Source organism: Tsukamurella sputi (assembly GCF_007858445.1).
In the GTDB taxonomy this organism is placed as follows: domain Bacteria; phylum Actinomycetota; class Actinomycetes; order Mycobacteriales; family Mycobacteriaceae; genus Tsukamurella; species Tsukamurella sputi.
In genome coordinates this window covers 526,848-547,757 of sequence record NZ_VIGV01000003.1, presented here as the reverse complement: position 1 = coordinate 547,757, position 20,910 = coordinate 526,848, and the positions used below count along the sequence as shown (strand labels likewise).

The window sequence follows — 20,910 nt, the reverse complement described above, 5'->3', positions numbered from 1 at the left end:
TAGCTCCCGACATGCCTACCGGTAGAATCTGAAAAGAACGACACCCCGCTCATGAAGGACGGAGTGCCCTTGCTTGTCATCCTTGCCTGTTTGTCATTGGCGACCTTAGCCGCCCCCGTTGTGGTCGGACGCTTCGGCGCGCGCGGATTCCTCGGCCTGGCCGTCGTCCCCGCAGCAGCGCTGGTCTGGGTCATCGGCGTCTGGCCGACGAGCGGCGAACCCGACCGCACCGAATCGGTGCAGTGGGTCCCCGCGCTGAACATGAACGTCGACCTGCGGCTCACGCCGCTGTCCGCGGTCATGTCCGTGCTGGTCCTCGGGATCGGCGCGGTCATCCTGGTCTATTGCGCCGGCTACTTCACCGGCGTCACCAACACCCGCAAGCTGCCCACCTTCGCGGCCGAGCTCGTCGCCTTCATGGCCGTCATGTTCGGCCTCGTAGTCAGCGACAACATGCTGGTGATGTACGTCTTCTGGGAGCTCACCTCGGTACTGAGCTTCCTCCTCGTCGGCTACTACGCCGAACGCGCGACCAGCCGGCGCGCGGCGACGCAGGCACTGCTGGTCACCACACTCGGCGGCCTCGCGATGCTGGTCGGCATCGTCGAGTTGGGCGAGCACTACGGCACGTACCTGTTCTCCGAGGTCATCGCCCGCGCCGTCGCCGACCCGTCGACGATCTCCATCGGGGTCGAGGTCGGCGTCGTGCTCATCCTGATCGGCGCGATCAGCAAGTCGGCGATCGTGCCCTTCCACTTCTGGCTCCCGGGCGCCATGGCGGCGCCGACGCCGGTCTCCGGCTACCTGCACGCCGCGGCCATGGTGAAGGCCGGTGTCTTCCTCGTCGCGCTGCTCGCGCCCGCGTTCGCGCATCTGAACGCCTGGCGCGTGATCGTGCTGGGCCTCGGCATCCTCACGATGATCCTGGCCGGGTGGCGTGCGCTCCGCGAGTTCGACCTCAAGCTGATCCTCGCCTTCGGCACCGTCAGCCAGCTCGGCATGCTGATGGTGCTCGTCGGAACGGGCGAGCGGAACGTCGCGCTCGCGGGGATGACGATGCTCACCGCGCACGCCCTGTTCAAGGCGACGCTGTTCATGGTGGTCGGCATCATCGACCACGCGACCGGCACGCGCGACATCCGGCGCCTGGCGATGCTCGGCGACAGGCAGAAGGTGCTGGCCGTGATCGCCGCACTCGCCGCGGCGTCGATGGCGGGCATCCCGCCGCTGTACGGCTTCGTCGGTAAGGAGGCCGCACTCGAGACGATGCTGCACGCCTCCCTGCCCGCACCGATCCCGGTGGTCCTGCTGGTCGGCATGTGCGTCGGCTCGGCGCTGACGGTGGCCTACAGCATCCGCTTCCTGTGGGGCGCGTTCGGGCGCAAAGGGCAGTCCAAGCCGACGAGCGCCGTCGAGAACATGCACGCGATCAGCCCGCTGTTCCTGGCCGGTCCCGGCCTGCTCGCCGTCCTCAGCCTGATCGACGGGGTCCTCTCGACCCGGCTCGACCACGTCCTGGCGGAGTACCCGGACCAGTCCTTCCCGTCGGCGGAGGAGCCCTACCACCTGGCGCTGTGGCACGGCTTCACGCTGCCGCTGCTGCTGACGGTGCTGATCATCGGGGCCGGCATCGTCATCGCGCAGCCGCACAGCCCGTTCTCCCGGCTGCGGCGGCGCAACAGCGTGCTCCTGGGCAACGCGGACCGGCTCTACGACGCCACCCTGCGCGGCGCCGACGTGCTGTCGCTGCGCATGACGCAGAGCACGCAGCGCGGTTCGCTCCCCCTCACCCAGGGCACGATCCTGCTGACGCTGGTGCTGCTGCCGATCCTGGTGCTGACCCTCGGGACCCGGGCGCGGCCCGACCTGCGGGTCGAGGCCTCGCCGCTGTTCCTCGCGATCTCGGTGCTGATGTGCGCCGGCGCGCTGACGGCGGTGGTGCTGCGCAACCGCCTGGCGACGGTGCTCGTCGTGGGCGTGACGGGCTACGGCACGGGCGTGATCTTCGCGATCTACGGCGCGCCCGACCTGGCATTGACGCAGTTCCTCGTCGAGACGCTGACCCTGGTGATCTTCGTGCTGGTGCTGCGCAAGCTGCCCGCCGAGGCGCCGATCACCGGCAGCCGGCCGTCCCGGGTCGTGCGGGCGCTGCTCGGCGTGGCCGTCGCGGCGATGGTCGTGGTGGTGGCGATCGCGGCCCGCGCCGCGCGGGTCGCCGCCCCCGTCGCGGACCGGCTGCCCGAGCAGGCCTACAAGTTCGGCTACGGGCACAACACCGTCAACGTGATCCTCGTGGACATCCGCGCCTGGGACACCTTCGGCGAGATCTCGGTGCTGCTCGTGGCGGCGACGGGCGTGGCCTCGTTGGTCTTCCGCAACCGCCGCTTCGGCTCCGCGCCGCGCGTGAGCGCCGCTGCGGCCGCCGCGGCAGCGGCAGCGCCCGGCACCACGTGGCTGCGCGGCTCCGCGCTGCGCGACCCGCGGCACCGCTCGCTGGTCCTGGAGATCACCTCGCGCCTGGCCTTCCCCACGATCATGGTGGTCTCGGTCTACTTCTTCTTCGCCGGCCACAACGCGCCGGGCGGCGGTTTCGCCGGCGGCCTCACCGCCGGTCTCGCGCTGGTGCTGCGCTACCTCGCCGGGGGCCGGTACGAGATAGGCGAGGCCCTCCCGCTCGACGCCGGTCGCATCCTCGGCACCGGCCTGTTGCTCGCGGCGGGCGGCACCATCGTCTCGTTGCTCGCGGGCGCCCCGGCGATGTCGTCGGTCGCGTACGAGTTCACCCTGCCCGTCTTCGGTGACGTCAAGGTGGTCACGGCGCTGATCTTCGACGCCGGCGTCTACCTCATCGTCGTGGGCCTGGTCCTCGACGTGCTGCGCAGCCTCGGCGCCAGACTCGACCTGGAGGGATCCCCCGCCGACATGACCTCGCCCCTGCCCGTCCAGACGGGGGGTGGCGCGCGATGATCATCGACATCGGGCTCTTCGCCGCGATCGCCGTCATGGTCGCGACCGGCGTCTACCTGCTGCTCGACCGCAGTCTCACCCGCATGCTCATGGGCATCATCCTGTTCGGCAACGCGGTGAACCTGCTGATCCTCGCCGTGTCCTCCCCGCCCGGGAACCCGCCCATCGTCGGGTACTTCTCGGAAGGGAGGCTCACGGAGGCGGACCCGCTGGCGCAGGCGATGATCCTCACCGCCATCGTCATCACGATGGGCATGGCCGCGTTCATCCTCGCGCTCGCCTACCGCTCCTTCACCATCAACACCGATGACGAGGTCGACGACGACCCCGAGGACACGAAGGTCCTCGAGCGCGACGCCGATCGCGCCGACGAGGATCCGGACTACGACGCCTCGGACGACCCGATCACGGGCGCACCGTCGGCCCTGGGCGACGCCTTCGGCCCGGACGGCGAGCCGCTCTCCCCCGAGGAGATGCAGCGGGCGCGCGTCGACATGGTCGACACCGGCGCGCTACCCCTGCCCAGCGTGCCCCGGGAGAAGCAGTTGCCGCCGGCGGAGAAGGAGGACGAGCGATGACCGAATCGGTGATGCTCGCGCTCATCCCGCTGCCGACGGTGCTGCCCATCGTGGCGGCCGCGATCACCATGGTGATGGGCCGGCACCCCCGGCTGCAGCGCCTGATCTCGCTGATCTCACTCGCGGCGATCGTCGCGGTCGCCGCCGCGATGCTCTACTACACGGACCGGCACGGCACCGTCGCACTGCAGGTCGGCGGGTGGGGCGACCGCGACGGCAAGGGCGGGCCGCTCGGCATCACGCTGGTGGCCGATCAGCTGGCCGCGCTCATGGTGCTGGTCTCGGCGATCGTGCTGCTGGGCGTCCTCGTGTACTCGGTGGGCCAGGGTATCCGCGACGGCGACGAGCACCAGCCCGTCTCGATCTTCTACCCCACCTACCTGATCCTCGCGGCGGGCGTGTGCAACGCCTTCCTCGCGGGCGACCTGTTCAACCTGTTCGTCTCCTTCGAGATGCTGCTCGCCGCGAGTTTCGTCCTGTTGACGGTGGGCGGCAGCGCCGACCGCATCCGGGCGGGCGTCTCGTACGTGATGGTCTCGATGGTCTCGTCGGTGATCTTCCTGCTGGGCATCGCCTACGCCTACTTCGCGACGGGCACGCTGAACCTCGCGGACATGGCGATCAAGCTGCAGGACCTGCCGTCGGGCACCCGGACCACGCTGTTCGCGGTGCTGCTCGTGGCCTTCGGGATCAAAGCGGCCGTCTTCCCGCTGTCCACCTGGCTGCCGGACTCCTATCCGACGGCGCCCGCCCCGGTCACGGCCGTCTTCGCGGGATTGCTCACCAAGGTCGGCGTGTACGCGATCATCCGCGCGCACACGCTGCTCTTCCCGGGTGGCTCGCTCGACACCGTGCTGATGATCGCGGGCCTGCTCACGATGATCGTGGGCATCCTCGGCGCCATCGCGCAGACCGACATCAAGCGCCTGCTCTCGTTCACCCTGGTGAGCCACATCGGCTACATGATCTTCGGCATCGCGCTCTCGACGCCGCTGGGCCTGAGCTCGACGATCTACTACGTGGTGCACCACATCCTCGTGCAGACGACACTGTTCCTGGTGGTGGGCCTCATCGAACGCCAGGCGGGCGCGGCCTCCCTGCGCCGCCTCGGCGGGCTCGCCGCGGCCAGTCCCGTGCTGGCGATCCTGTTCTTCCTGCCCGCGCTGAATCTCGGCGGCATCCCGCCCTTCTCCGGGTTCATCGGCAAGGTGGGCCTGATCGAGGCCGGCGTGCAGCAGGGTTCGGTGGTGGCATGGCTGCTGGTCGCGGGCAGCGTGATCACCAGCCTGCTGACGCTGTACGCGGTGATCCGCGTGTGGACGAAGGCCTTCTGGCGCGCCCGTGCCGATGCCCCGGAGGGGCAGCTGGCCGTCGCGCATCCGGAGGCCCTCCTCGACGACGCCGACGTGATCGAGTTCGCCGACCGCGAGGATCCGGGCCGGATGCCGATGAGCATGGTCGCGCCCACCGCGGGCCTGCTCGGCGTCGGACTGATCCTCGCGCTCCTCGCGGGACCGATGTTCAGCGTCACCGATCGCGCCGCCGCGCAGCTGATCGGCCGCGCCGACTACATCGAGGCGGTGCTCGGTCCGGAGGCTCTCGCCAAGCTCAAGACGCCCGACGGTGCCGGCGGCTGGCACGCGTACCAGCCGCTGACCGATGCGCGGGGCGACGCGCCCGGCACCGTCGCACCGCAGAACCGGGAGGGAGGCGCGCATGGCTAAACGACTCGTGACCCGCGTCCTGCCCGACCTGCGCGACGGCCGCGCCGTCCTCGTCAAGCTCGGGCAGCTGCTCTGGCTGGACGCGGTGTGGGTCATGCTGTGGGGCGGCGTGACCTGGGGCAACATCGCCGGTGGCCTGCTCGTGGGCCTCGCGATCCTGCTGCTGCTGCCGCTGCCACCGGTCCCGGTGGAGGGCCGCGTGCACCTCGGGGCGCTGCTCAAGCTGATCGGTGTCTTCGTCGTGGAGATGTTCCGCTCGTCGATCGAGGTGGCCTGGCTGGCGATCCGGCCCGGTTCGATGCCGCTGAGCGCGGTCCTGCGGGCGAAGGTATCGATCAAGTCCGATCTGGTGCTCACGCTGCTCGTCGACATGATGAACCTGATCCCCGGCACCATGGTGCTGGAGATCGACACCAAGCGGCGCCTGCTCTACGTGCACGTGGTCGACGTGAGCAGCGAGAAGTCGGTGCGGCAGTTCTACCGCAGCACCGCGCGCCTCGAGCGCCTGTTCATCGACGCCTTCGAGCGCGAGGGCGAGTGGCACGCGAGCCCGATGCACGGTATCGACGACGACGAGTACCACCACGTCACCCCCGGCTCGCGCAGCCTGGCGGGCGATGCCCGGCGGATGGCCGCGCCCGAGATCGCCTACCGCAAGGCACACCAGCCGGACGGGGAGGAGAAGTAATGACCGTCGTCTTCGTGATCACCGGCGTGATCCTGATGATCGCCGCCTTCCTCACCGCCTATCGCCTGCTGCGCGGTCCGAACACGCTGGACCGGGTCGTGGCCGTGGATGCGCTGGTCGCGATCGCCGTCGGCGGGCTCGCGGTGTGGGCGGCGTACAGCCGCAACTCGTCGGTCATCCCCGGGATCGTGGCGCTCTCGCTGGTGGGCTTCGTCGGCTCGGTCTCCGTGGTGCGGTTCCGCGTGCCCGACGATGCCGGCACCGCCCCGTCCCCGCCCGACGAGACGCCGGACATCGCGCCGCGGACGGGAGGCCTGCGATGATCGTCGACGTCGTCTCCTCGATCCTGTTCCTCACCGGTGCCGTCTTCGCGGTGACCGCGGCGATCGGCATCATCCGGTTCCCGGACACGCTGACCCGCATGCACGCGGCCACGAAGCCGCAGACCCTCGGCCTCCTCCTGCTCCTGGCCGGCGCGATCGTCCGGATGACGGACTCCGTCGACGTCTGGATGCTGGTGCTCGTGGGCCTGTTCACGATGATCACCGCGCCGGCCGTCGCGCACCGCGTGGGCCGCGTTGCCTATCAGGAGCAGCGCCTGCGGGACAGGACCATCGAGCCGGACCAGATGGAGACCGGCAGCCGCGACTAGCGGCGCCGGCGCCGTCCGCCCCGGCTCACTCCGCGCCCGGCCGTCCGGCCCACGACATCCGCGACCAGGGCAGTGCGATGTCCGACGGATCGTCGACGAGGTGCGGCGACACCGTCTCCCGTTCCGCCGGAAGAGGTTCGGTCAGCGCGCGCAGGTATCGGTGGCCGGTGTCGGGGAGCACCTGCACGGTGGCGTCGACGAACTCGCCCTGGTCCTGTTCGTACCCGGCGACGACGTGCCCCGCCCCGGAGGAGAGACCCGCGAACAGCGCGTGATCGGCCAGCAGCCGGTGCGCGCCGATCCGCGCGATGTCGAAGGACACCCAGTGGATGACGTCGTAGAGACGGTGCCGGACGTTCTCGAACCGGATCGACGAGCCGATGCCCGCGATGAGCATCGCGGGGTCCTCCACGTGTTCGGCGCCGAAGGTCATGCTGCCGAAGGGCTGTACCCCGACGAGCCGAACCGCCAGGCCCGCCTCCTCGAAGCCGAGCCGCAGCGCCCCGCTCGAGACGCCCGATCCCACCGGCGCGACCAGTCGCACCGAGCCGACGCCGGCGGCGGCCAGCTCCGCGGCGGCGCTGCGCGCGATGTCGCGGTAGCCCCGGTAGTGCACCGCATCGTGGTACTGCCGCATCCAGTGCAACGACGGGTCCTCGGCGAGCAACTCGGTGATGCGGCGGACGCGGCGGTCCTGGTCGAGCTTGAGCGACTCCGACGGCGGCATCTGCTCCAGATCGACGCCGAGGGCGAGCAGTTGGAGTCGCAGACCCTCGTCGATGGTGGTGGATCCGATGATGCGGCACCGCACGCCGGCCTCGTGGCAGGCGAGCGCCAGGGCGTAGGCGTAGATGCCCGACGAGGAGTCGATGACGGTGCCGCCGGGCCGGACCCGCCCCGTGTCCAGGGCGGCTCGTAGCGCGGCGCGGGCGGAGGCGACCTTCATCGATTCGAACCGCAGGAAGTAGCGCGCGTCCTCGGCCCGGATGAGGGCGGGCCGGCTCAGTGCCTCCGCGATGTGCCCGTACGCCGTCATGCGGCCCCGCCGATCGGCAGCGGCTCGGCGTCCACCCGGAATCCTTCTGCGCGTACCCGATCCGCCGCCCGGCGCACCCGGTCCGGGAGCGTGTGCGCGAAGAGCAGCCCGGCCACGTTCCCCGAGTGGGCGACCTGCACACCGAGAGCGCCGGCCCGCTCAGCGGCGGCGATGAGCCGATCGAGATCCGGCTTGTAGTGCCTGCTCTGGTTGAGCCGTGCGCTCCGCGTGGCGACGGCGGCGACACCCGCGGCATCGCCGTCGGCGACCGCGCGCCGCAGCAGGGCGCGCAGTTCCTCGTACTCCTCCACGTCGCCGGTGCCCGCCGGGGCGAGCGCGAGGGTGTCGACGGGGCCGCCCAGCACGCACCGCACGAGGAGCATCCGCGGGAGCTCCGGCCCCAGTTCCTCGATGACGTGGCCGTGCCTGTGCGCGAACAGGATCGGCCGGTCGGACCACAGCGGATCGGACGCTCCCTCGGCACCGACCGCCAGGCGCGCGACGGTGTCCGTGTCGAGGTGGACGCCGCCGGAGTCCGCGACCGCACGGACTGCGGCGAGGACGTCGGCGGTGGAGGAGCCGAGTCCGATCCCGACGGCGGCCGTCCGGGTCACCCGCAGTTCACCACCGGTGAGGCCGGGCGCACCGTGCGCGCGCAGGTGAGCGATCGTCGCCTCGGCAGCGCGTCGGGCCTTCTCCAGATCCTGTGCGCCACCGTCGGTCCGGGTCCGCACGCGGTCGTCGCCGTCGGGCGTGAACACCGCGACGGATCCGACGGTGCCGATCGGCACCGTCACCAGGCCCGGGCACTCGTCGAAGACGGGGCAGCGGAAGCGTCCCTGGAGGAGTTCGCCGTGGTGGCCGGCGCTCCGGCCCGTGCCCCGGCCCCGGGAGGCCGCGCGTCGCCCCGTCATGTGACCGGCTCCCCGGCGCGCAACCGGACGGAGGCCCGCAGGGCGAAGACCGCCGCGAGGGCGGTGGCGCCACCGAGCACGAGCCCCACGGCGGTCCACCCGCCGGCCGCGAGCGCGGCCCCGCCCAGCGTGGCCCCGGCGAAGACGCCGACGCTCTGGGCCGCGCCGTTGAGCGAGAGGACGGTGCCGCGCACCGGCCCGGCCCCGCGCACGAGTGTCGTCGTCACGGCGGCGGCGATGACGGCGTGTGCCGCCGAAACGACGGCCACCATCGGCCACGCCACCGCGATGTGCGGGACGGTGTAGAGCGCGATCATCGCGATCGCGGCGACCGCGATGGCGATCCCCGCCGTGCGGAACAGCCGATCCGTGCCGCGGTCCTGCATCACCCTGCCGCCGAGGAAGTTCCCGAGGAAGAAGGCCAGGCCCGACGTGGCCCAGACCAGGGAGAACCAGCCCGTGCCGATGCCGAAGCGCTCGCCGAAGGCCGCGGCGATGTAGGCGAGCGAGCCCATGAAGGCCAGCGTGCGCAGCAGCGAGATCGCCAGGACGTCCGTCGCGCCGGGGATCGACCGGACGGTGCGGAAGGCGTCCAGATAGCTCAGTCGGGTGTCGCCGCCGCTCGGATCGCTGCGCTGCGCGATCAGGACCGCGACGAGGAGCAGCACGACGGCGGTCGCCGCCATGTCGGCGCGCCACCCCCACAGCACCGCCGGCACCGCCAGCACGGGCGCCGCGAGGACCGCCGTGAGGGTCATGGTCGAGGAGACCAGCGTCGCGGCCCGCGCGGACGCCGCGGGGGCGTCGAACCGGTCGGCGGCCATCGCCGAGAGCGCGGGGTTGAGGACCGCCGTTCCCGCGCCGATCAGCAGGCAGAAGGCGATCCACGCCGTCGTGCTGCCCAGCAACGACAGTCCGCAGCCCACGGCGAGGACGGTCAGTGCCAGCGCAGCCACCGCCGATCGCGAAAGCCGGTCGAGGAGCGGTGCCGCGGCCACCCCGACGAGGAGCGCCGCCACACCGCCGAGGCCGCGGAGACTCCCGATCAGGTCGACGCCCGCGTGCGCATCGGCGGCGATGGCGACGAGGAAGTTCGCCATGACGGTGAACGGCACCAGGCCGAGCGCGGCGGCGGCGAGCAACGGCCACACCGCGCGCACGAGGACCCGGTCGGGCAGCGGCCGTTCCTGTGGCGCACTCACGCGTGCCCCCGGTACAGGTACATCGGCGAGGCGTCGGCCGAGAACTGCGAGAACGGGAAGTGCTCGGCGGAGAGGGCCGTGAGGCCGGCGCCGAGGAAGGCGCGGGCGACCGCGGCGCCGCTCTGCGCGTACACCGCCAGCGGCACGCCTCGCTCCCGGCAGGCCGCCACGATCTCGTCGAAGCTGCCGTTGCCGAGCGTCATCCCGGTCGCGAGCACGACGTCCGCCCGCGCGACGACGTCGCGATGATCGTCGGCGACGGGGTCGCCCCACTGGGTGCGCTCGAGATTCCGGTCGGCGAGCAGCGGCTCCCCGCCTCGTTCCCGGATCGCGGCCACCAGCGGATTGACCACGCCGATCAGGCCGACCCGCGCGCCCGGAGCGACCGTGAGCAGCTCCGCCACGGCCGCGTCGCGCGCCACCGCGCGGATGTCGGGGGTACCGGTCGGCAGGGTCCGCAGTTCCGCGCGCGGATCGTCGCGGTGCGGTGCGGCGGCACCGAGCGCGGCGTCGGCGGCGGCGATCCGCAGCGGCTGCGCGGCGTGATCGAGCAGTGCCGCGAGCGGCTCGCCGGACAGGTCGGCCACGCCGGGGTCCAGCTCGCCGTCCTCGAAGGCGCACGCGCCGAAGGAGTCCCCGACGCGAACAAGGACGTAGCGGTTGCGGTACCGCTGCGCGCTTCCCGCGAGGCGGGTGCCGTGCGCGACGAAGAAGACGCTGCGGGCCACCTCGTCATCGGCGACCTCACGGGCGAGATCCAGCACGTCGGAAACGGATTCGGGTGCAGTGCCGGGTGCGCTCATCGGGCCGTCCCGCTCTGCTCGAGGTACTCCGCCAGCGCCTGGGCGGCATCGAGGTTCCGCGGCCCCGCCACGAGCTCCGCGTAGTCGACGACCCGGATGCGGTTCTCCCGCACGGCGGGCGAGTCCTTGATCGGTGACGACCGTCGCAGGTAGTCGATCTTCTGTTGCGCGGGCTGCTTGTCGTAGTCGACGATGACGATCACCTCGGGTTGCGCCTGCACGACGGATTCCCAGCCGACGGTGGTCCACCGCCCGTCCACATCGTGGGTCACGGAGCGGCCGCCGGAAAGGGAGACGACCCGGTCGGCCGCGGCGCGACGCCCGGCGGTGTACGGCTCGGCGGTTCCCGAGTCGTAGACGAACACCGAGGGCTTCACCGTCTTCCGGTCGGCGCGCTCCTGCAGGCTGCGCTCCCGTGCCCGGAGCCCGTCGACCAGCGTCGTCGCGCGGTCCTGCACGCGGAAGATCGCGCCGAGGTTGGTGAGGTCGGTGTAGGTGTCCTCCATCGGGTTCGCCGCGCGTGCGACCGGCTTGTCGCCGTAGTTGTAGCAGGTCTCCTCCTGCATGTAGCTGTCGATCCGCAGCTTTCCCAACGATTCCGGCGTCACTCCGCGGGCGGGGCTGAAGCCGGCCTGCCAGCCGGCGAAGACCCAGTCGGCCTTCGCGGCGACGAGGGGTTCCTGCGCGAGCACTCCGTCGCTGAGGATCGGGACCTTGGCGTACTCGTCGCGGTAGGGGGACTTCGCGATGACGCCGTGCACCGTCTTCGGGAGCACGATGCCCTTGATGCGGTCGGTGAGCCCCAGGGAGAACATCTTCTCGATCGCCGAGACGTCGTAGGGAACAGCCGCGGTCGGTGACCGGTACTGCTGGCGCACACCGCAGTTGGTGACGTCGATGACGTCCGAGGCGGTGTCGGCGGGGCGCGCACCGCAGGCGGTGCCGCTCAGCACGGCGCCCACCGCCACGGCGGCGGCGAGCAGGGAACGGGGGTGCATCTTCTCGATCCTCTCGATCGGTCGGGTTCTACAGTTCGAAGCGGATGCGCGGCGGGCCGCTGCCCGCCGTCGCGACGGTGGGACGAACGCCGTAGACGCCCGCGATGCGGTCCGGCGTCAGGACGTCCGCCGGGGTTCCGGTGGCGACGATCCGGCCGGCGTCCAGCAGCACCAGGCGATCACAGCTCTGCGCGGCGAGGTCGATGTCGTGAATGGCGGTGACGGTCGTCTTGGTGGTGGCCCGCAGGAGGCGCAGCAGATCCAGCTGGTGGCGCACGTCGAGGTGGTTGAGGGGCTCGTCGAGCAGGAGGACCGGGGTGTCCTGTGCGAGGGCACGGGCGATGAGGATCCGTTGCCGCTCACCGCCCGAGAGCCCGAGGACGCTGCGCCGGCGGAGGTGCGCTGCGCCGACCGCGTCGAGCGCCGCCGTACAGGCGCGGGCCGCCTCGTCACTCCCGGCATCGCCGTGGGCGAACCGGCCCAGCATCACCGTCTCCTCTGCGGTGAATCCCAGGTGGCCGGAGTCGCTCTGGGTGACCGCGGCGACCCGTCGGGCACCGTCGCGCCGCCGGAGCCCGACGAGGTCGTCGCCCCCGACGCGCACGGCCCCGGTGGTGGGCGCGATCGCCCGGTAGAGGCAGCGCAGCAGCGTCGACTTCCCACTGCCGTTCGGGCCGATGAGGCCGACGTGCGACCCCGGCTCGATGTCGAGCGTCACGCCGTCGAGGATGCGGCGGCCGGCGAGCTCGACGGTGACCGAATCCAGTTCCACCCTCATGCCGCACCTCCCAGTAGGCCGCCGCGACGCCGGAGCAGCACGATGAAGACGGGCACGCCGACCAATGCCGTGACGATCCCGAGCGGCAGCTCGCGGGGGGCCACCACCAGGCGGCTCAGGAGATCGACCCAGACGAGGAGCAGCGCACCGACGAGCGGTGCCAGCACCAGCACGCGGCGGTGCGCCGGTCCGACGATCATGCGCACGGCGTGCGGGACCACGAGCCCGACGAACCCGACCGTGCCCGCGACCGCGACGAGGACCGAGGTCATCACGACGATGACGAGGAACAGCGCTCGACGGGCGCGATGCGGGTCCAGCCCGAGCGCGGCCGCGGCCTCGTCGCCCTGGGACAGCACGTCCAGTACGCCCGCGAGGCGCGCGGTGAGCACGCCGCAGACCGCCACGGTCACCGCGACGAGCGGTAGTACCGACCACTGCGCACCGCCCAATCCGCCGAGGAGCCAGAACATCACAGACCGCGCGGCATCTCCGACCGGGTCGAAGAAGACGATCGCGCCCGCGAGGCCCTGGAAGGCGAAGGCGAGCACCACGCCCGTGAGCACCAGCCGGACCGGACTGAGAGCACCGTCGGACGTCCGGCTCAGCAGGTACACCAGCACGGAGGCGAGGACCGCGGTGACGAACGCGGCACCCGCGGTCCCGGCGACGCCGAGCCCGGCGACGACACCCGTGGTGACAACGAAGCTCGCCCCGACGGAGGCGCCGCTGGAGATGCCGAGGATGAACGGATCGGCGAGCGGATTGCGGACGAGGGCCTGACAGGCGACACCGGCGAGCGCGAGGCCGGCTCCCACGAGCGCGGCGAGCAGCACGCGGGGAACGCGCAGGTCCCACAGGATGGAGTAGGTCGAGTAGTCCTCGCGGGCCACCGTTCCGCCGCTCACCGCGGCCCAGAGGAGGCGGCGGGCGTCGTCGAGCGGCACCGTCGCAGCACCCTGCGAGACCGCGATCGCCATCGACCCGAACAGGGCCGCGGCGAGGGCGGCGGCCAACAGCACGGGACGGGCGCAGGCACGACGGCCGGGCGGGGTGATGAGCACGCGGCAACATTAACGACAATGATTTTCGTTAACAAAGCCGCATGCGTCTATGCGTCCGGGACGCGGAGGGCTACGGGAGGATCAGTTCACCCGTCACCGACCGCACGACGTCGCGGTAGGCGTCGGTGCTGCACACGCCACCCGCGACGGACCGTTGGCGCTGGTAGGAGGCTCCCCGGCGCGGGATGTCGGCGACGGCGGCCAGCTCCCGCGTGCAGCCGAGTCGCTCCGCGATGGGGGCCAGCTGCTCGAGCAGGTCCGCGAGGTCGTCGGTGACGAGCCTCTCGTTGTTGTCGGCGTCCTGGATGATGATGGCGTCGAGGCCGTAGCGGGCGGCGCGCCACTTGTTCTCCTGAACGTGCCAGGGCGGCAACGTGGGCAGGCTCTCCCCCGCATCGAGGCGGGAGTCCAGCCAGACCACCAGGCAGTGGATCAGCGCGACGATCGCCTCGAGTTCCGCGAAGCTCGACATGCCGTCACAGATCCGCACCTCGATGGTGCCGAGATGGCACGCCGGACGGATGTCCCAGCGGATCTCGTTGAGGTGGTCGATGATCCCGGTGGTCTTCTGGTCGTGCACGAAGCGCTCGAACTCGCTCCACCGCTCGAACTGGAAGGGCAGGCCCGCCGTGGGCAGCTGCTGGAACATCATCGCCCGGGTACTGGCGTAGCCGGTGTCGTGGCCGCCCCACATCGGCGAGCTGGCGGAGAGCGCCAACAGGTGCGGGTAGTGGTTGAGCAGCGCCGAGATGATCGGCAGCACCTTGTCTCGGTGGTTCACGCCCACGTGCACGTGCACGCCCCAGATGAGCATCTGGCGACCCCACCACTGGGTGCGGGCGATCAGCTCGTCGTACCGCGGATTCTCCGTGAGCTGCTGCGCGTTCCACTGCGCGAACGGATGAGTGCCCGCGCCGAAGAGCTCCACGCCCATGCGGTCCGAGGTCTCGCGCACCGCACCGATGATCGCGGCCAGATCCGCCATCGCCCCGGCCGTGTTCTCGCACACACCCGTCACCACCTCGACGGTGTTGCGCAGCATCTCCGAATGCACCTGCGGCGCGATGTCCGGCCGCGAGGCACGGATACCGTCGAACAGCTCCCCGGCTCTACTGACCAGGTCCGCGGTCTCCCGATCGACGAGTGCGAACTCCCACTCGACGCCGATCGTCGGCCGCGGCGACGCCTCGAAGGCGACGGGCTCGATGATTAACCGACCTTGATCACGCCGCAGGCGATGCGCCCGCCGGCGTCGCCGGTGTTGAGGGTGGTCTCGTCCGGCACGGGCTGGCCCGGAACGATGTTGGCGTAGCGCGCCGACGGGATGTTGCCGAAGTTGTCCGGGCCCGCGTGGATCATGAGAGCGTTGCCGTCGGCGTTCTTCTTGATGTCCGACAGGCTGAAGGCGCCGGTGCTGGTCACCGTCTGGCCCGTGCCGTTGGCGTTGACGTAGATCGAGACGAGGTCACCGGTCATCGGGTGGCCGGTGGCGCCGGACTTCTGCCAGTGGCCGCCCGCGGAGCCGAAGTTGGTGGCGGAGCCGGGCGCGCCGTTCTTGGCGACCGAGTTCGGCTCGCACTTGCCCACCTCGTGGATGTGCATGCCGTGGAAGCCGGCGGTCAGGCCCGTGACGCGCACGTCGATCACCACGACACCGTCCTTCTCGGAGAAAGTGGCCTTACCGGCGCTGCTGCCGTCGGGCTTGACGAGCGAGGCCTCGGCACCGCCGGCCGACGGTGCGCTCTCAGCCGCCTTCTCGCCCTCGCCGTGCGGCTTGGGCTCCAGGCTGCGGACGGGGCCCTGGGCGGGCACCGTCGCACCGGTGACAACGGCGGGCGTCGTGCCGGGGCTGTCGGCCCGCGGCTCGTCGGGCGTACAGCCGGTCAGGGCGAGCGCCGCCACCGGAAGGATCGCGATCGGGGCGAGGAACTGACGCTTCGTCATCGATGACTCCTTATGGAACGGCTACCTGGGCTGGGCCGCCCTGGGGCTGGTGTTGCCCGAAATCATATCGGGGCCGCCTGCGCGGCGAGGGACAGGTCCCCGGTGCGCCCGTCGCCGGCTACTTTTTCACGACGGCGACGGCGACCGCGCCCGCGCACGCCTCGAGCCCGGCGGGCCGGGGGGCGGTGGCGGATCCGGGAAGTGCGGCCGCGACGGTCTTGGCCGCGGCCTCGCCACCGTCGTCGAAGTACACGGTGGTGGCACGCGGTGCTGCGGGACGATTCGGCCAGGCCGCGGGGTCGCCCTGCACGGTCACGCCGGCCTTGGTGAGACGATCGCGCACATCGGCGACGGGCGCCTTGGCCACGGAGAGCAGGCAGGCCGTCGGCTTCTCGGCGGCCGGCTGGGCCGTCTGCGTGGCCGCGGCCTTGATCTTCGCCTCCTGGGCGTTGAGCGCCGCCTGCGGATCGTCGTTGCGCGTCACGAGCCCGTGGACCCCGATCGCCGCGAGGATGATCGCGGCCGAGATCAGGATCATGATGATCGTCCGGATCGGGACGGCGCGGGTGTTCTGAGTGCTCACGACACCCGACTGTATCGGATCACGTGATCTCGAAGCCGAGCTTGCGGGCGGCGCGAGCCTTCTGCCGGCTCGCCCGGACGCGGCGGAGACGCTTGACGAGCATGGGATCGGCGGCGAGCGCTTCGGGCGTGTCGACCAGCGCGTTGAGCACCTGGTAGTAGCGGGTCGCGGAGAGCCCGAAGAGCTCCTTGATCGCGTCCTCCTTCGCGCCGGCGTACTTCCACCACTGGCGCTCGAATGCCAGGATGTCGTGCTCGCGCCTGGTCAGACCGTCCTCGCCGCGCTCGTCGACGGGCTGCGCGTCAGTTCGGACCGTGTTCTGCGCGGCCGCACCGGCGCCCTCCATGCGTTCCCCTCGCATTCGAAATAACACTTCTGTAGTTCGCGTCAATCTAACCACGGCGGGCGGCGGCACCGCGGGGCTACGGGCGCGTGTCGCCGATCCGCGCACCATCGGCCGGCGCCGCCGCGCCCGGTGCACCCGTGCGGCCCGCACCACGTCCCGACTACCGTGTATTCATGCCCGTTCTCCCCATCGTCATCGTCGGCGACCCCGTGCTCCACTCCCCCACGAAGCCCGTCGAGCTCGACGGCGACGGCAAGCCTTCCGCCGAGATCGTGGCTCTGCTCGACGACATGTACGAGACCATGGACGTCGCCAACGGCGTGGGCCTCGCCGGAAATCAGGTCGGGCGCGATCTGCGCCTGTTCGTCTACGACTGCCCCGACGAGGAGACCCGCGAGCGCCGCCGCGGCGAGGTGATCAACCCCGTGCTCACCACGTCGGAGATCCCCGAGACGATGCCGGACCCCGACGACGACTGGGAGGGCTGTCTCTCCGTGCCCGGCGAGTCCTTCCCGACGGGCCGCGCCGACTGGGCCAAGGTCGTCGGCACCGATCGCAACGGCGAGAGGGTCGAGATCGAGGGCACCGGCTTCTTCGCCCGGATGTTGCAGCACGAGACCGGCCACCTCGACGGCTTCCTCTACACCGACGTACTCACCGGTCGCTACGCGCGGCAGGCCAAGAAGGCCATCAAGAAGAACGGGTGGACCGTCCCCGGCCTGACGTGGCTGCCCGGCACCGTTGAAGACCCGTTCGGGCACTGACGTGCCGGTTCCGGGTGACCGCGTGGTCGTCCGGCGGCTGTTGCCGTCCGGGCAGGCCTCGGATGTCATCGGGACCCTGCTGGCCGACGGAGACGCGCTGCGCGTCCGGGCCGACCGCGACGGCACGGAGCAGTTGATCCCCCGGGCGGAGATCGTCCGGTGGAAGACGGTGCCGCCCCGACCCGTACGGGCGAGCGAGATCCGTTCCCTGGACCTGGCGCGCGCCCGCTCGTGGTGGTCGGTGGAACGGGAGTGGGTCGACGGCTGGCTGTGCCGCGCCGCTCCGGGACTTCCGGGCAACCGGGCGAGCGCGGCAGCACCGCTGCACCCCGACGCCTCTCCGGACCGGCTCGACGGGGTCCGCTCCTGGTACGCCGACCGCGGCCTGCCCCTGCGCCTGACGGTGTCCGACCGGCTCCTCCCCGGCGCGGCCGCGCTCGCGCCCGCCGTGCAGCCGACGGACGTCCTGACCGCCCCGTCCGCCATCGAGGCCAACGGTGCGGCCGACGGGGAGGTGCGCTTCGCCGCCGCGCCGGACGCGGCCTGGCTGTCGCTGACCGGCACCGTCGAACCCCTCGTGACTTCCGTCGACGGGGAGGTCCTGTTCGCGACGCTCGTCGAACCCGACGGCGCGCCCGTCGCCGCCGGCCGGCTGGCGCTCACGGCGGACGCCGCGGGGACGCGCTGGGGCGGGATCGGTTCGATGGCCGTCGCACCCGCGCATCGCCGACGGGGCCTCGCCACCCGGCTGCTCGGCGCATTGCGCGCGCGGGCGGCGGCCGAGGGGGCGCCGCGCGTCTTCCTCGAGGTGGTGCAGGACAACGCCCCGGCGCAGAATCTGTATCGCGGCACGGGGTTCACCCGCCATCACGGCTACCACTACTGGACCGAGTCGCGATGACCCGTCCCGCCGACGCGGTGTGGGCCACCGGCTTTACCGGCCATCGCCGCTCGGAGATCACGACGCTCATCGGTCGGGGCGACGAGGACTTCGCCCGCGCCGCGCATGACGTGCTGCGCTGGGTGGTGAAGACGCGCAGCGGTTTCACCGTCGCGACCGACGCACCGGTCGAGATGGGACAGCGCCTCATCATCACCGCCACCGTCGCGGGCGTCTCCGTCCACGAACCCGTCGAGGTCGTCGAGGTGGTGCACGAGCGGGATCGCGTCGGCTTCGCCTATCGCACCCTTCCCGGTCACCCGGTGCGCGGTGAGGAGGCGTTCGTCGTGCACCGCGAAGGCAACGCGGTCCTGCTGTCGATCCGGCCCCTCACTCGGCCCGCAGCGCGCGGACCCTGGCGCGCGGCGTTCCCGCTGCTGCTCCTCGCGCAGCGGGTGGCACGCGCCCGATACGTCCGCGCGCTGCGCGCCTAGGTGTGCGCCTAGGTGTGCGCCGCCGAGGTGACCACGTCCTGATACTGCGGGAAGCGAGTCAGGAACGAGCGCACATAAGTGCACACGGGGATCACCTGCCTGCCGCGGGCGCGCGCATCGTCGAGAACTCCGGAGACGAGGGCGCGGGCGAAGCCCTGACGGCCGAACTTCTCCATCACGACGGTGTGCAGCAGGATCATGTCGCCGTGGTCGGTGAACTCGTACCCCTCGACACCGATCAGTTCGTCACCGGCCCAGAGCTCGTACCGGTCGCGAACGGGATTGTCGAACAGCCGCAACTGCTCCTTCAGCTCGAGCGTGGGCGGTGGAACCTGGGCCTTCTCTGCCATGAACACCTCCGTTGTGATGCGTATCACTCCACCGTACGCCGCGGGGCCGACAGAACGTCGTTGTCGACACGGCCGTGTCCGGATCGATGCATGTTTCGCGATCTCGATTTCGATATCGCCGCTACTGTGGTCGCATGACGCTGGTCGCCCGCGGGCTGTCGCTGACCTTCAAGGAGCACGTCGCGGTGGCCGACGCGACACTCACCCTCACCCCGGGGCGGATCACCGGCCTGGTCGGCCCGAACGGCGCCGGCAAGACCACTCTGCTCCTCATGCTCGCGGGCCTGCTCCGGCCCTCGGCGGGGAGCATCGAGCTCGACGGTGCGCCCATCGCACCCGAGGATCTGCGCGGTCGCATCGGGTGGATGCCCGACGTCTTCGGGACCTGGGACTCGTTGACGCCCAACGAGATCCTGACCACCTTCGCCAGGCTCTACGACGTCCCGTCGAACGAGGCCCGTACCAGGGCGACGGACCTTCTGGCCCGCGTCCACCTGTCGGAGTTCGCCGACCGTCCGGCGCAGGTGCTCTCCCGCGGGCAGAAGCAGCGCCTCGGCTTCGCGCGTGCGATGGTGCACCATCCGCCGATCCTGCTGCTCGACGAACCCGCCTCCGGCATGGACCCGCGGTCGCGGTTCGAACTGCGCGATTCGCTGCGCGCCCTCGCCGACAGCGGCGTCGCGGTCCTCGTCTCCTCGCACATCCTCACGGAGCTCGGCGAGATGGTCGACGACGTGGTGATGATGGCTCGGGGCCGCACCGAGGCGCCACCCGAATCCGCCGGGACCCGGTGGCGGATCCGGATGATCGGCGAACCGCCCGGCGGTGGCACGTACCTCACCTTCGCCTCCGAGGCCGACGCCGCGGCACATCTCGCGCAGCGGATCGCCGACGGTGCCGAGGTCGTCGAGTTCGCCCGCGCGACCAACGCCCTCGAGGACTCGTACTTCGCACTGGAGGCTGATCGCACATGAACGGCTTCACGAGATGGTGGCGCACCGTCGGCGTGCTCGTCGGCCTGGAACTGCGCCAGCGCACCCGCGCCACCCGCTGGCGCGTGCTGCTCGGTCTGTTCTTCCTGGTCGTCTCCGCCGTGGTCCTGGGCCTGATGTGGTTTATCACCACCTCATCACCGGATAACGGATGGCAGACCTTTACAGAGAATCTGTATTTTATCGTACTCGGATTCGTCGGCTTCCTCGGGCTCGTGATCTCCCCGACGATGACTGCGACCTCGATCAACGGCGACCGCAAGGATGCGACCCTCGCGGTCGTGCAAGCCACACCGGTGAGCGGTCTTCAGCTCGCGATCGGCAAACTACTGGGCGCGTGGCTCGCCTCATGCGCACTGCTGGCGGTGGCATCGCCCTACCTGATCTGGGGAATCGCGGTCGTGGAGTACCCCCTTGCGTATTCGGTGCTCGGGGTACTCGCCGTGTCGCTGATATTCCTCTCCTACTGCGGAATCGGCTTGGGATTCTCCGCGCTGCTCTCCAGGCCGATCGGATCCGCCGCAGTGACTCAACTGGCAGTCCTCTTCCTACTGGTCGGCCTTCCGCTCATCACTGTCCTGCTCGTGCCGGCTACCGAGAGCCGGGTCACAGCAATGCGCCCGGAGTACACGTACATCGACGACGACACGAGTGTCTGCACCCTCAAGCCGGAATCGGTCACCGTCACACACACTGAGCGGATCTGGTGGCTGACCTCCCCCAATCCGGTGGTCATTCTCGCGGACGCCGCCGCACAACGTGACTACGGCCGCGACGCGGACCGAGGCAGTAGACCGGGACGGTACGTCGACTACACCAACAGCGACGAGCACGCAGCTCGACGTCCCTCGCCGTCGGGTCTCGCCGCCATCGCCGACCTCGTTGCCGAGACCCGAGTTCCGCCCAACGCGAATCAGGACAGCACATGCCCACGGCGATCGAGCAGCGGGCTCCGGATCGACGGCGATGTCGTTTACGGCGGCAGCGAGACCTCCCGCGATCGCGAGCGCTACCTCGGCCACTCCTGGTACTGGGGCCTGTTGGCGAACCTGGCTCTGGGCGGGATCGGGCTGGCCTTCGCGGCGCGCCGACTGCGCGTCCCCGCGAGCAGACTCCCTCGGGGCGTGCGCATCGCCTGACGTCGCGCGGATCG

General features: G+C 70.9%; 23 protein-coding genes. 11 read left to right on the top strand and 12 right to left on the bottom strand.

Features of this window, described 5'->3' with window-relative positions:
• Window positions 1-69: 69 nt before the first annotated feature.
• From FK268_RS12130 to mnhG, 6 genes are read left to right on the top strand one after another with little or no spacing between them, the layout of a single operon-like run.
• The gene (locus FK268_RS12130) at window positions 70-2,967 is read left to right on the top strand and encodes a Na+/H+ antiporter subunit A (protein WP_146434280.1); all 2,898 of its coding nucleotides are present in this window, start codon (window positions 70-72) and stop codon (window positions 2,965-2,967) included.
• Entirely contained in the window at window positions 2,964-3,545 is a 582-nt protein-coding gene (locus FK268_RS12125; RefSeq protein ID WP_146434278.1) for a Na(+)/H(+) antiporter subunit C, read from the top strand. Before FK268_RS12130 ends, FK268_RS12125 begins: the two co-directional genes overlap by 4 nt.
• Window positions 3,542-5,269 (top strand): Na+/H+ antiporter subunit D, encoded by a 1,728-nt coding sequence (locus tag FK268_RS12120; protein ID WP_146434276.1) that lies wholly within the window; start codon window positions 3,542-3,544, stop codon window positions 5,267-5,269. Before FK268_RS12125 ends, FK268_RS12120 begins: the two co-directional genes overlap by 4 nt.
• On the top strand, window positions 5,262-5,957 hold the full coding sequence (locus tag FK268_RS12115; protein WP_146434274.1) for a Na+/H+ antiporter subunit E: 696 nt from the start codon (window positions 5,262-5,264) through the stop codon (window positions 5,955-5,957). The genes FK268_RS12120 and FK268_RS12115 overlap by 8 nt, the downstream gene beginning before the upstream one ends.
• Entirely contained in the window at window positions 5,957-6,280 is a 324-nt protein-coding gene (locus FK268_RS12110; protein WP_068571176.1) for a monovalent cation/H+ antiporter complex subunit F, read from the top strand. The genes FK268_RS12115 and FK268_RS12110 overlap by 1 nt, the downstream gene beginning before the upstream one ends.
• Window positions 6,277-6,609, top strand: coding sequence for a monovalent cation/H(+) antiporter subunit G (mnhG, locus tag FK268_RS12105; RefSeq protein ID WP_146434272.1), 333 nt, complete (start codon window positions 6,277-6,279; stop codon window positions 6,607-6,609). Before FK268_RS12110 ends, mnhG begins: the two co-directional genes overlap by 4 nt.
• A 25-nt stretch (window positions 6,610-6,634) precedes the next feature.
• Here mnhG and FK268_RS12100 read toward each other — a convergent pair whose 3' ends face one another.
• From FK268_RS12100 to napA, 11 genes are all read right to left on the bottom strand, one after another.
• On the bottom strand, window positions 6,635-7,645 hold the full coding sequence (locus FK268_RS12100; RefSeq protein WP_146434270.1) for a pyridoxal-phosphate dependent enzyme: 1,011 nt from the start codon (window positions 7,643-7,645) through the stop codon (window positions 6,635-6,637).
• On the bottom strand, window positions 7,642-8,559 hold the full coding sequence (locus FK268_RS12095; protein ID WP_146434268.1) for a GHMP family kinase ATP-binding protein: 918 nt from the start codon (window positions 8,557-8,559) through the stop codon (window positions 7,642-7,644). The genes FK268_RS12100 and FK268_RS12095 overlap by 4 nt, the downstream gene beginning before the upstream one ends.
• The gene (locus tag FK268_RS12090; RefSeq protein WP_146434266.1) at window positions 8,556-9,761 is read right to left on the bottom strand and encodes an MFS transporter; all 1,206 of its coding nucleotides are present in this window, start codon (window positions 9,759-9,761) and stop codon (window positions 8,556-8,558) included. The genes FK268_RS12095 and FK268_RS12090 overlap by 4 nt, the downstream gene beginning before the upstream one ends.
• Window positions 9,758-10,564 (bottom strand): Rossmann-like domain-containing protein, encoded by an 807-nt coding sequence (locus tag FK268_RS12085; RefSeq protein ID WP_146434265.1) that lies wholly within the window; start codon window positions 10,562-10,564, stop codon window positions 9,758-9,760. Before FK268_RS12085 ends, FK268_RS12090 begins: the two co-directional genes overlap by 4 nt.
• The gene (locus tag FK268_RS12080) at window positions 10,561-11,562 is read right to left on the bottom strand and encodes an ABC transporter substrate-binding protein (protein ID WP_146434263.1); all 1,002 of its coding nucleotides are present in this window, start codon (window positions 11,560-11,562) and stop codon (window positions 10,561-10,563) included. Before FK268_RS12080 ends, FK268_RS12085 begins: the two co-directional genes overlap by 4 nt.
• A gap of 28 nt (window positions 11,563-11,590) precedes the next feature.
• Complete coding sequence (locus tag FK268_RS12075; protein ID WP_146434261.1) at window positions 11,591-12,340, bottom strand: ABC transporter ATP-binding protein; 750 nt, start codon at window positions 12,338-12,340, stop codon at window positions 11,591-11,593.
• Window positions 12,337-13,404 (bottom strand): FecCD family ABC transporter permease, encoded by a 1,068-nt coding sequence (locus FK268_RS12070; RefSeq protein ID WP_231707046.1) that lies wholly within the window; start codon window positions 13,402-13,404, stop codon window positions 12,337-12,339. The genes FK268_RS12075 and FK268_RS12070 overlap by 4 nt, the downstream gene beginning before the upstream one ends.
• A gap of 70 nt (window positions 13,405-13,474) precedes the next feature.
• On the bottom strand, window positions 13,475-14,611 hold the full coding sequence (locus FK268_RS12065) for a glutamate--cysteine ligase (protein WP_158636104.1): 1,137 nt from the start codon (window positions 14,609-14,611) through the stop codon (window positions 13,475-13,477).
• Window positions 14,612-14,613: 2 nt separating this feature from the next.
• On the bottom strand, window positions 14,614-15,348 hold the full coding sequence (gene sodC, locus FK268_RS12060; protein ID WP_146434257.1) for a superoxide dismutase[Cu-Zn]: 735 nt from the start codon (window positions 15,346-15,348) through the stop codon (window positions 14,614-14,616).
• Window positions 15,349-15,466: 118 nt separating this feature from the next.
• Window positions 15,467-15,931 (bottom strand): LytR C-terminal domain-containing protein, encoded by a 465-nt coding sequence (locus FK268_RS12055; RefSeq protein WP_146434256.1) that lies wholly within the window; start codon window positions 15,929-15,931, stop codon window positions 15,467-15,469.
• Window positions 15,932-15,950: 19 nt separating this feature from the next.
• Window positions 15,951-16,277: a nucleoid-associated protein NapA gene (gene napA / locus FK268_RS12050; RefSeq protein WP_068533592.1), complete on the bottom strand. Its 327-nt coding sequence runs from the start codon at window positions 16,275-16,277 to the stop codon at window positions 15,951-15,953.
• Window positions 16,278-16,450: 173 nt separating this feature from the next.
• Here napA and FK268_RS12045 point away from each other — a divergent pair, with 173 nt between their 5' ends.
• From FK268_RS12045 to FK268_RS12035, 3 genes are read left to right on the top strand one after another with little or no spacing between them, the layout of a single operon-like run.
• Window positions 16,451-17,041, top strand: coding sequence for a peptide deformylase (locus tag FK268_RS12045; protein WP_146434254.1), 591 nt, complete (start codon window positions 16,451-16,453; stop codon window positions 17,039-17,041).
• 1 nt (window position 17,042) lies between these two features.
• Window positions 17,043-17,942, top strand: coding sequence for a GNAT family N-acetyltransferase (locus FK268_RS12040; RefSeq protein WP_158636093.1), 900 nt, complete (start codon window positions 17,043-17,045; stop codon window positions 17,940-17,942).
• A complete protein-coding gene (locus tag FK268_RS12035; RefSeq protein ID WP_146434250.1) occupies window positions 17,939-18,415 on the top strand; it encodes a DUF1990 family protein in 477 nt (158 codons plus the stop codon). The genes FK268_RS12040 and FK268_RS12035 overlap by 4 nt, the downstream gene beginning before the upstream one ends.
• 8 nt (window positions 18,416-18,423) lie before the next feature.
• On the opposite strand, the gene FK268_RS12030 is transcribed toward FK268_RS12035, so the two are convergent.
• A complete protein-coding gene (locus FK268_RS12030; RefSeq protein WP_146434248.1) occupies window positions 18,424-18,765 on the bottom strand; it encodes a GNAT family N-acetyltransferase in 342 nt (113 codons plus the stop codon).
• A gap of 134 nt (window positions 18,766-18,899) precedes the next feature.
• Here FK268_RS12030 and FK268_RS12025 point away from each other — a divergent pair, with 134 nt between their 5' ends.
• Both FK268_RS12025 and FK268_RS12020 read left to right on the top strand, forming a co-directional pair.
• Window positions 18,900-19,739, top strand: coding sequence for an ABC transporter ATP-binding protein (locus FK268_RS12025; protein ID WP_146434246.1), 840 nt, complete (start codon window positions 18,900-18,902; stop codon window positions 19,737-19,739).
• A gap of 32 nt (window positions 19,740-19,771) precedes the next feature.
• Window positions 19,772-20,896 carry an ABC transporter permease gene (locus FK268_RS12020; RefSeq protein WP_158636092.1) on the top strand — a complete coding sequence of 375 codons (1,125 nt, stop codon included), beginning with the start codon at window positions 19,772-19,774 and terminating at the stop codon, window positions 20,894-20,896.
• The last annotated feature ends 14 nt before the right edge of the window (window positions 20,897-20,910 follow it).

What these genes read in the sequence shown, in the direction of transcription:
- FK268_RS12120 (WP_146434276.1), top strand. Translation starts at nt 3,542, where the DNA reads ATGACCGAATCGGTGATGCTCGCGCTCATCCCGCTGCCGACGGTGCTG.
- mnhG (WP_146434272.1), top strand. Translation starts at nt 6,277, where the DNA reads ATGATCGTCGACGTCGTCTCCTCGATCCTGTTCCTCACCGGTGCCGTC.
- FK268_RS12030 (WP_146434248.1), bottom strand. Translation starts at nt 18,765, where the DNA reads ATGGCAGAGAAGGCCCAGGTTCCACCGCCCACGCTCGAGCTGAAGGAG.
- FK268_RS12110 (WP_068571176.1), top strand. Translation starts at nt 5,957, where the DNA reads ATGACCGTCGTCTTCGTGATCACCGGCGTGATCCTGATGATCGCCGCC.
- FK268_RS12025 (WP_146434246.1), top strand. Translation starts at nt 18,900, where the DNA reads ATGACGCTGGTCGCCCGCGGGCTGTCGCTGACCTTCAAGGAGCACGTC.
- FK268_RS12045 (WP_146434254.1), top strand. Translation starts at nt 16,451, where the DNA reads ATGCCCGTTCTCCCCATCGTCATCGTCGGCGACCCCGTGCTCCACTCC.
- sodC (WP_146434257.1), bottom strand. Translation starts at nt 15,348, where the DNA reads ATGACGAAGCGTCAGTTCCTCGCCCCGATCGCGATCCTTCCGGTGGCG.
- FK268_RS12125 (WP_146434278.1), top strand. Translation starts at nt 2,964, where the DNA reads ATGATCATCGACATCGGGCTCTTCGCCGCGATCGCCGTCATGGTCGCG.
- napA (WP_068533592.1), bottom strand. Translation starts at nt 16,277, where the DNA reads ATGGAGGGCGCCGGTGCGGCCGCGCAGAACACGGTCCGAACTGACGCG.
- FK268_RS12095 (WP_146434268.1), bottom strand. Translation starts at nt 8,559, where the DNA reads ATGACGGGGCGACGCGCGGCCTCCCGGGGCCGGGGCACGGGCCGGAGC.
- FK268_RS12085 (WP_146434265.1), bottom strand. Translation starts at nt 10,564, where the DNA reads ATGAGCGCACCCGGCACTGCACCCGAATCCGTTTCCGACGTGCTGGAT.
- FK268_RS12075 (WP_146434261.1), bottom strand. Translation starts at nt 12,340, where the DNA reads ATGAGGGTGGAACTGGATTCGGTCACCGTCGAGCTCGCCGGCCGCCGC.
- FK268_RS12035 (WP_146434250.1), top strand. Translation starts at nt 17,939, where the DNA reads ATGACCCGTCCCGCCGACGCGGTGTGGGCCACCGGCTTTACCGGCCAT.
- FK268_RS12080 (WP_146434263.1), bottom strand. Translation starts at nt 11,562, where the DNA reads ATGCACCCCCGTTCCCTGCTCGCCGCCGCCGTGGCGGTGGGCGCCGTG.
- FK268_RS12115 (WP_146434274.1), top strand. Translation starts at nt 5,262, where the DNA reads ATGGCTAAACGACTCGTGACCCGCGTCCTGCCCGACCTGCGCGACGGC.
- FK268_RS12100 (WP_146434270.1), bottom strand. Translation starts at nt 7,645, where the DNA reads ATGACGGCGTACGGGCACATCGCGGAGGCACTGAGCCGGCCCGCCCTC.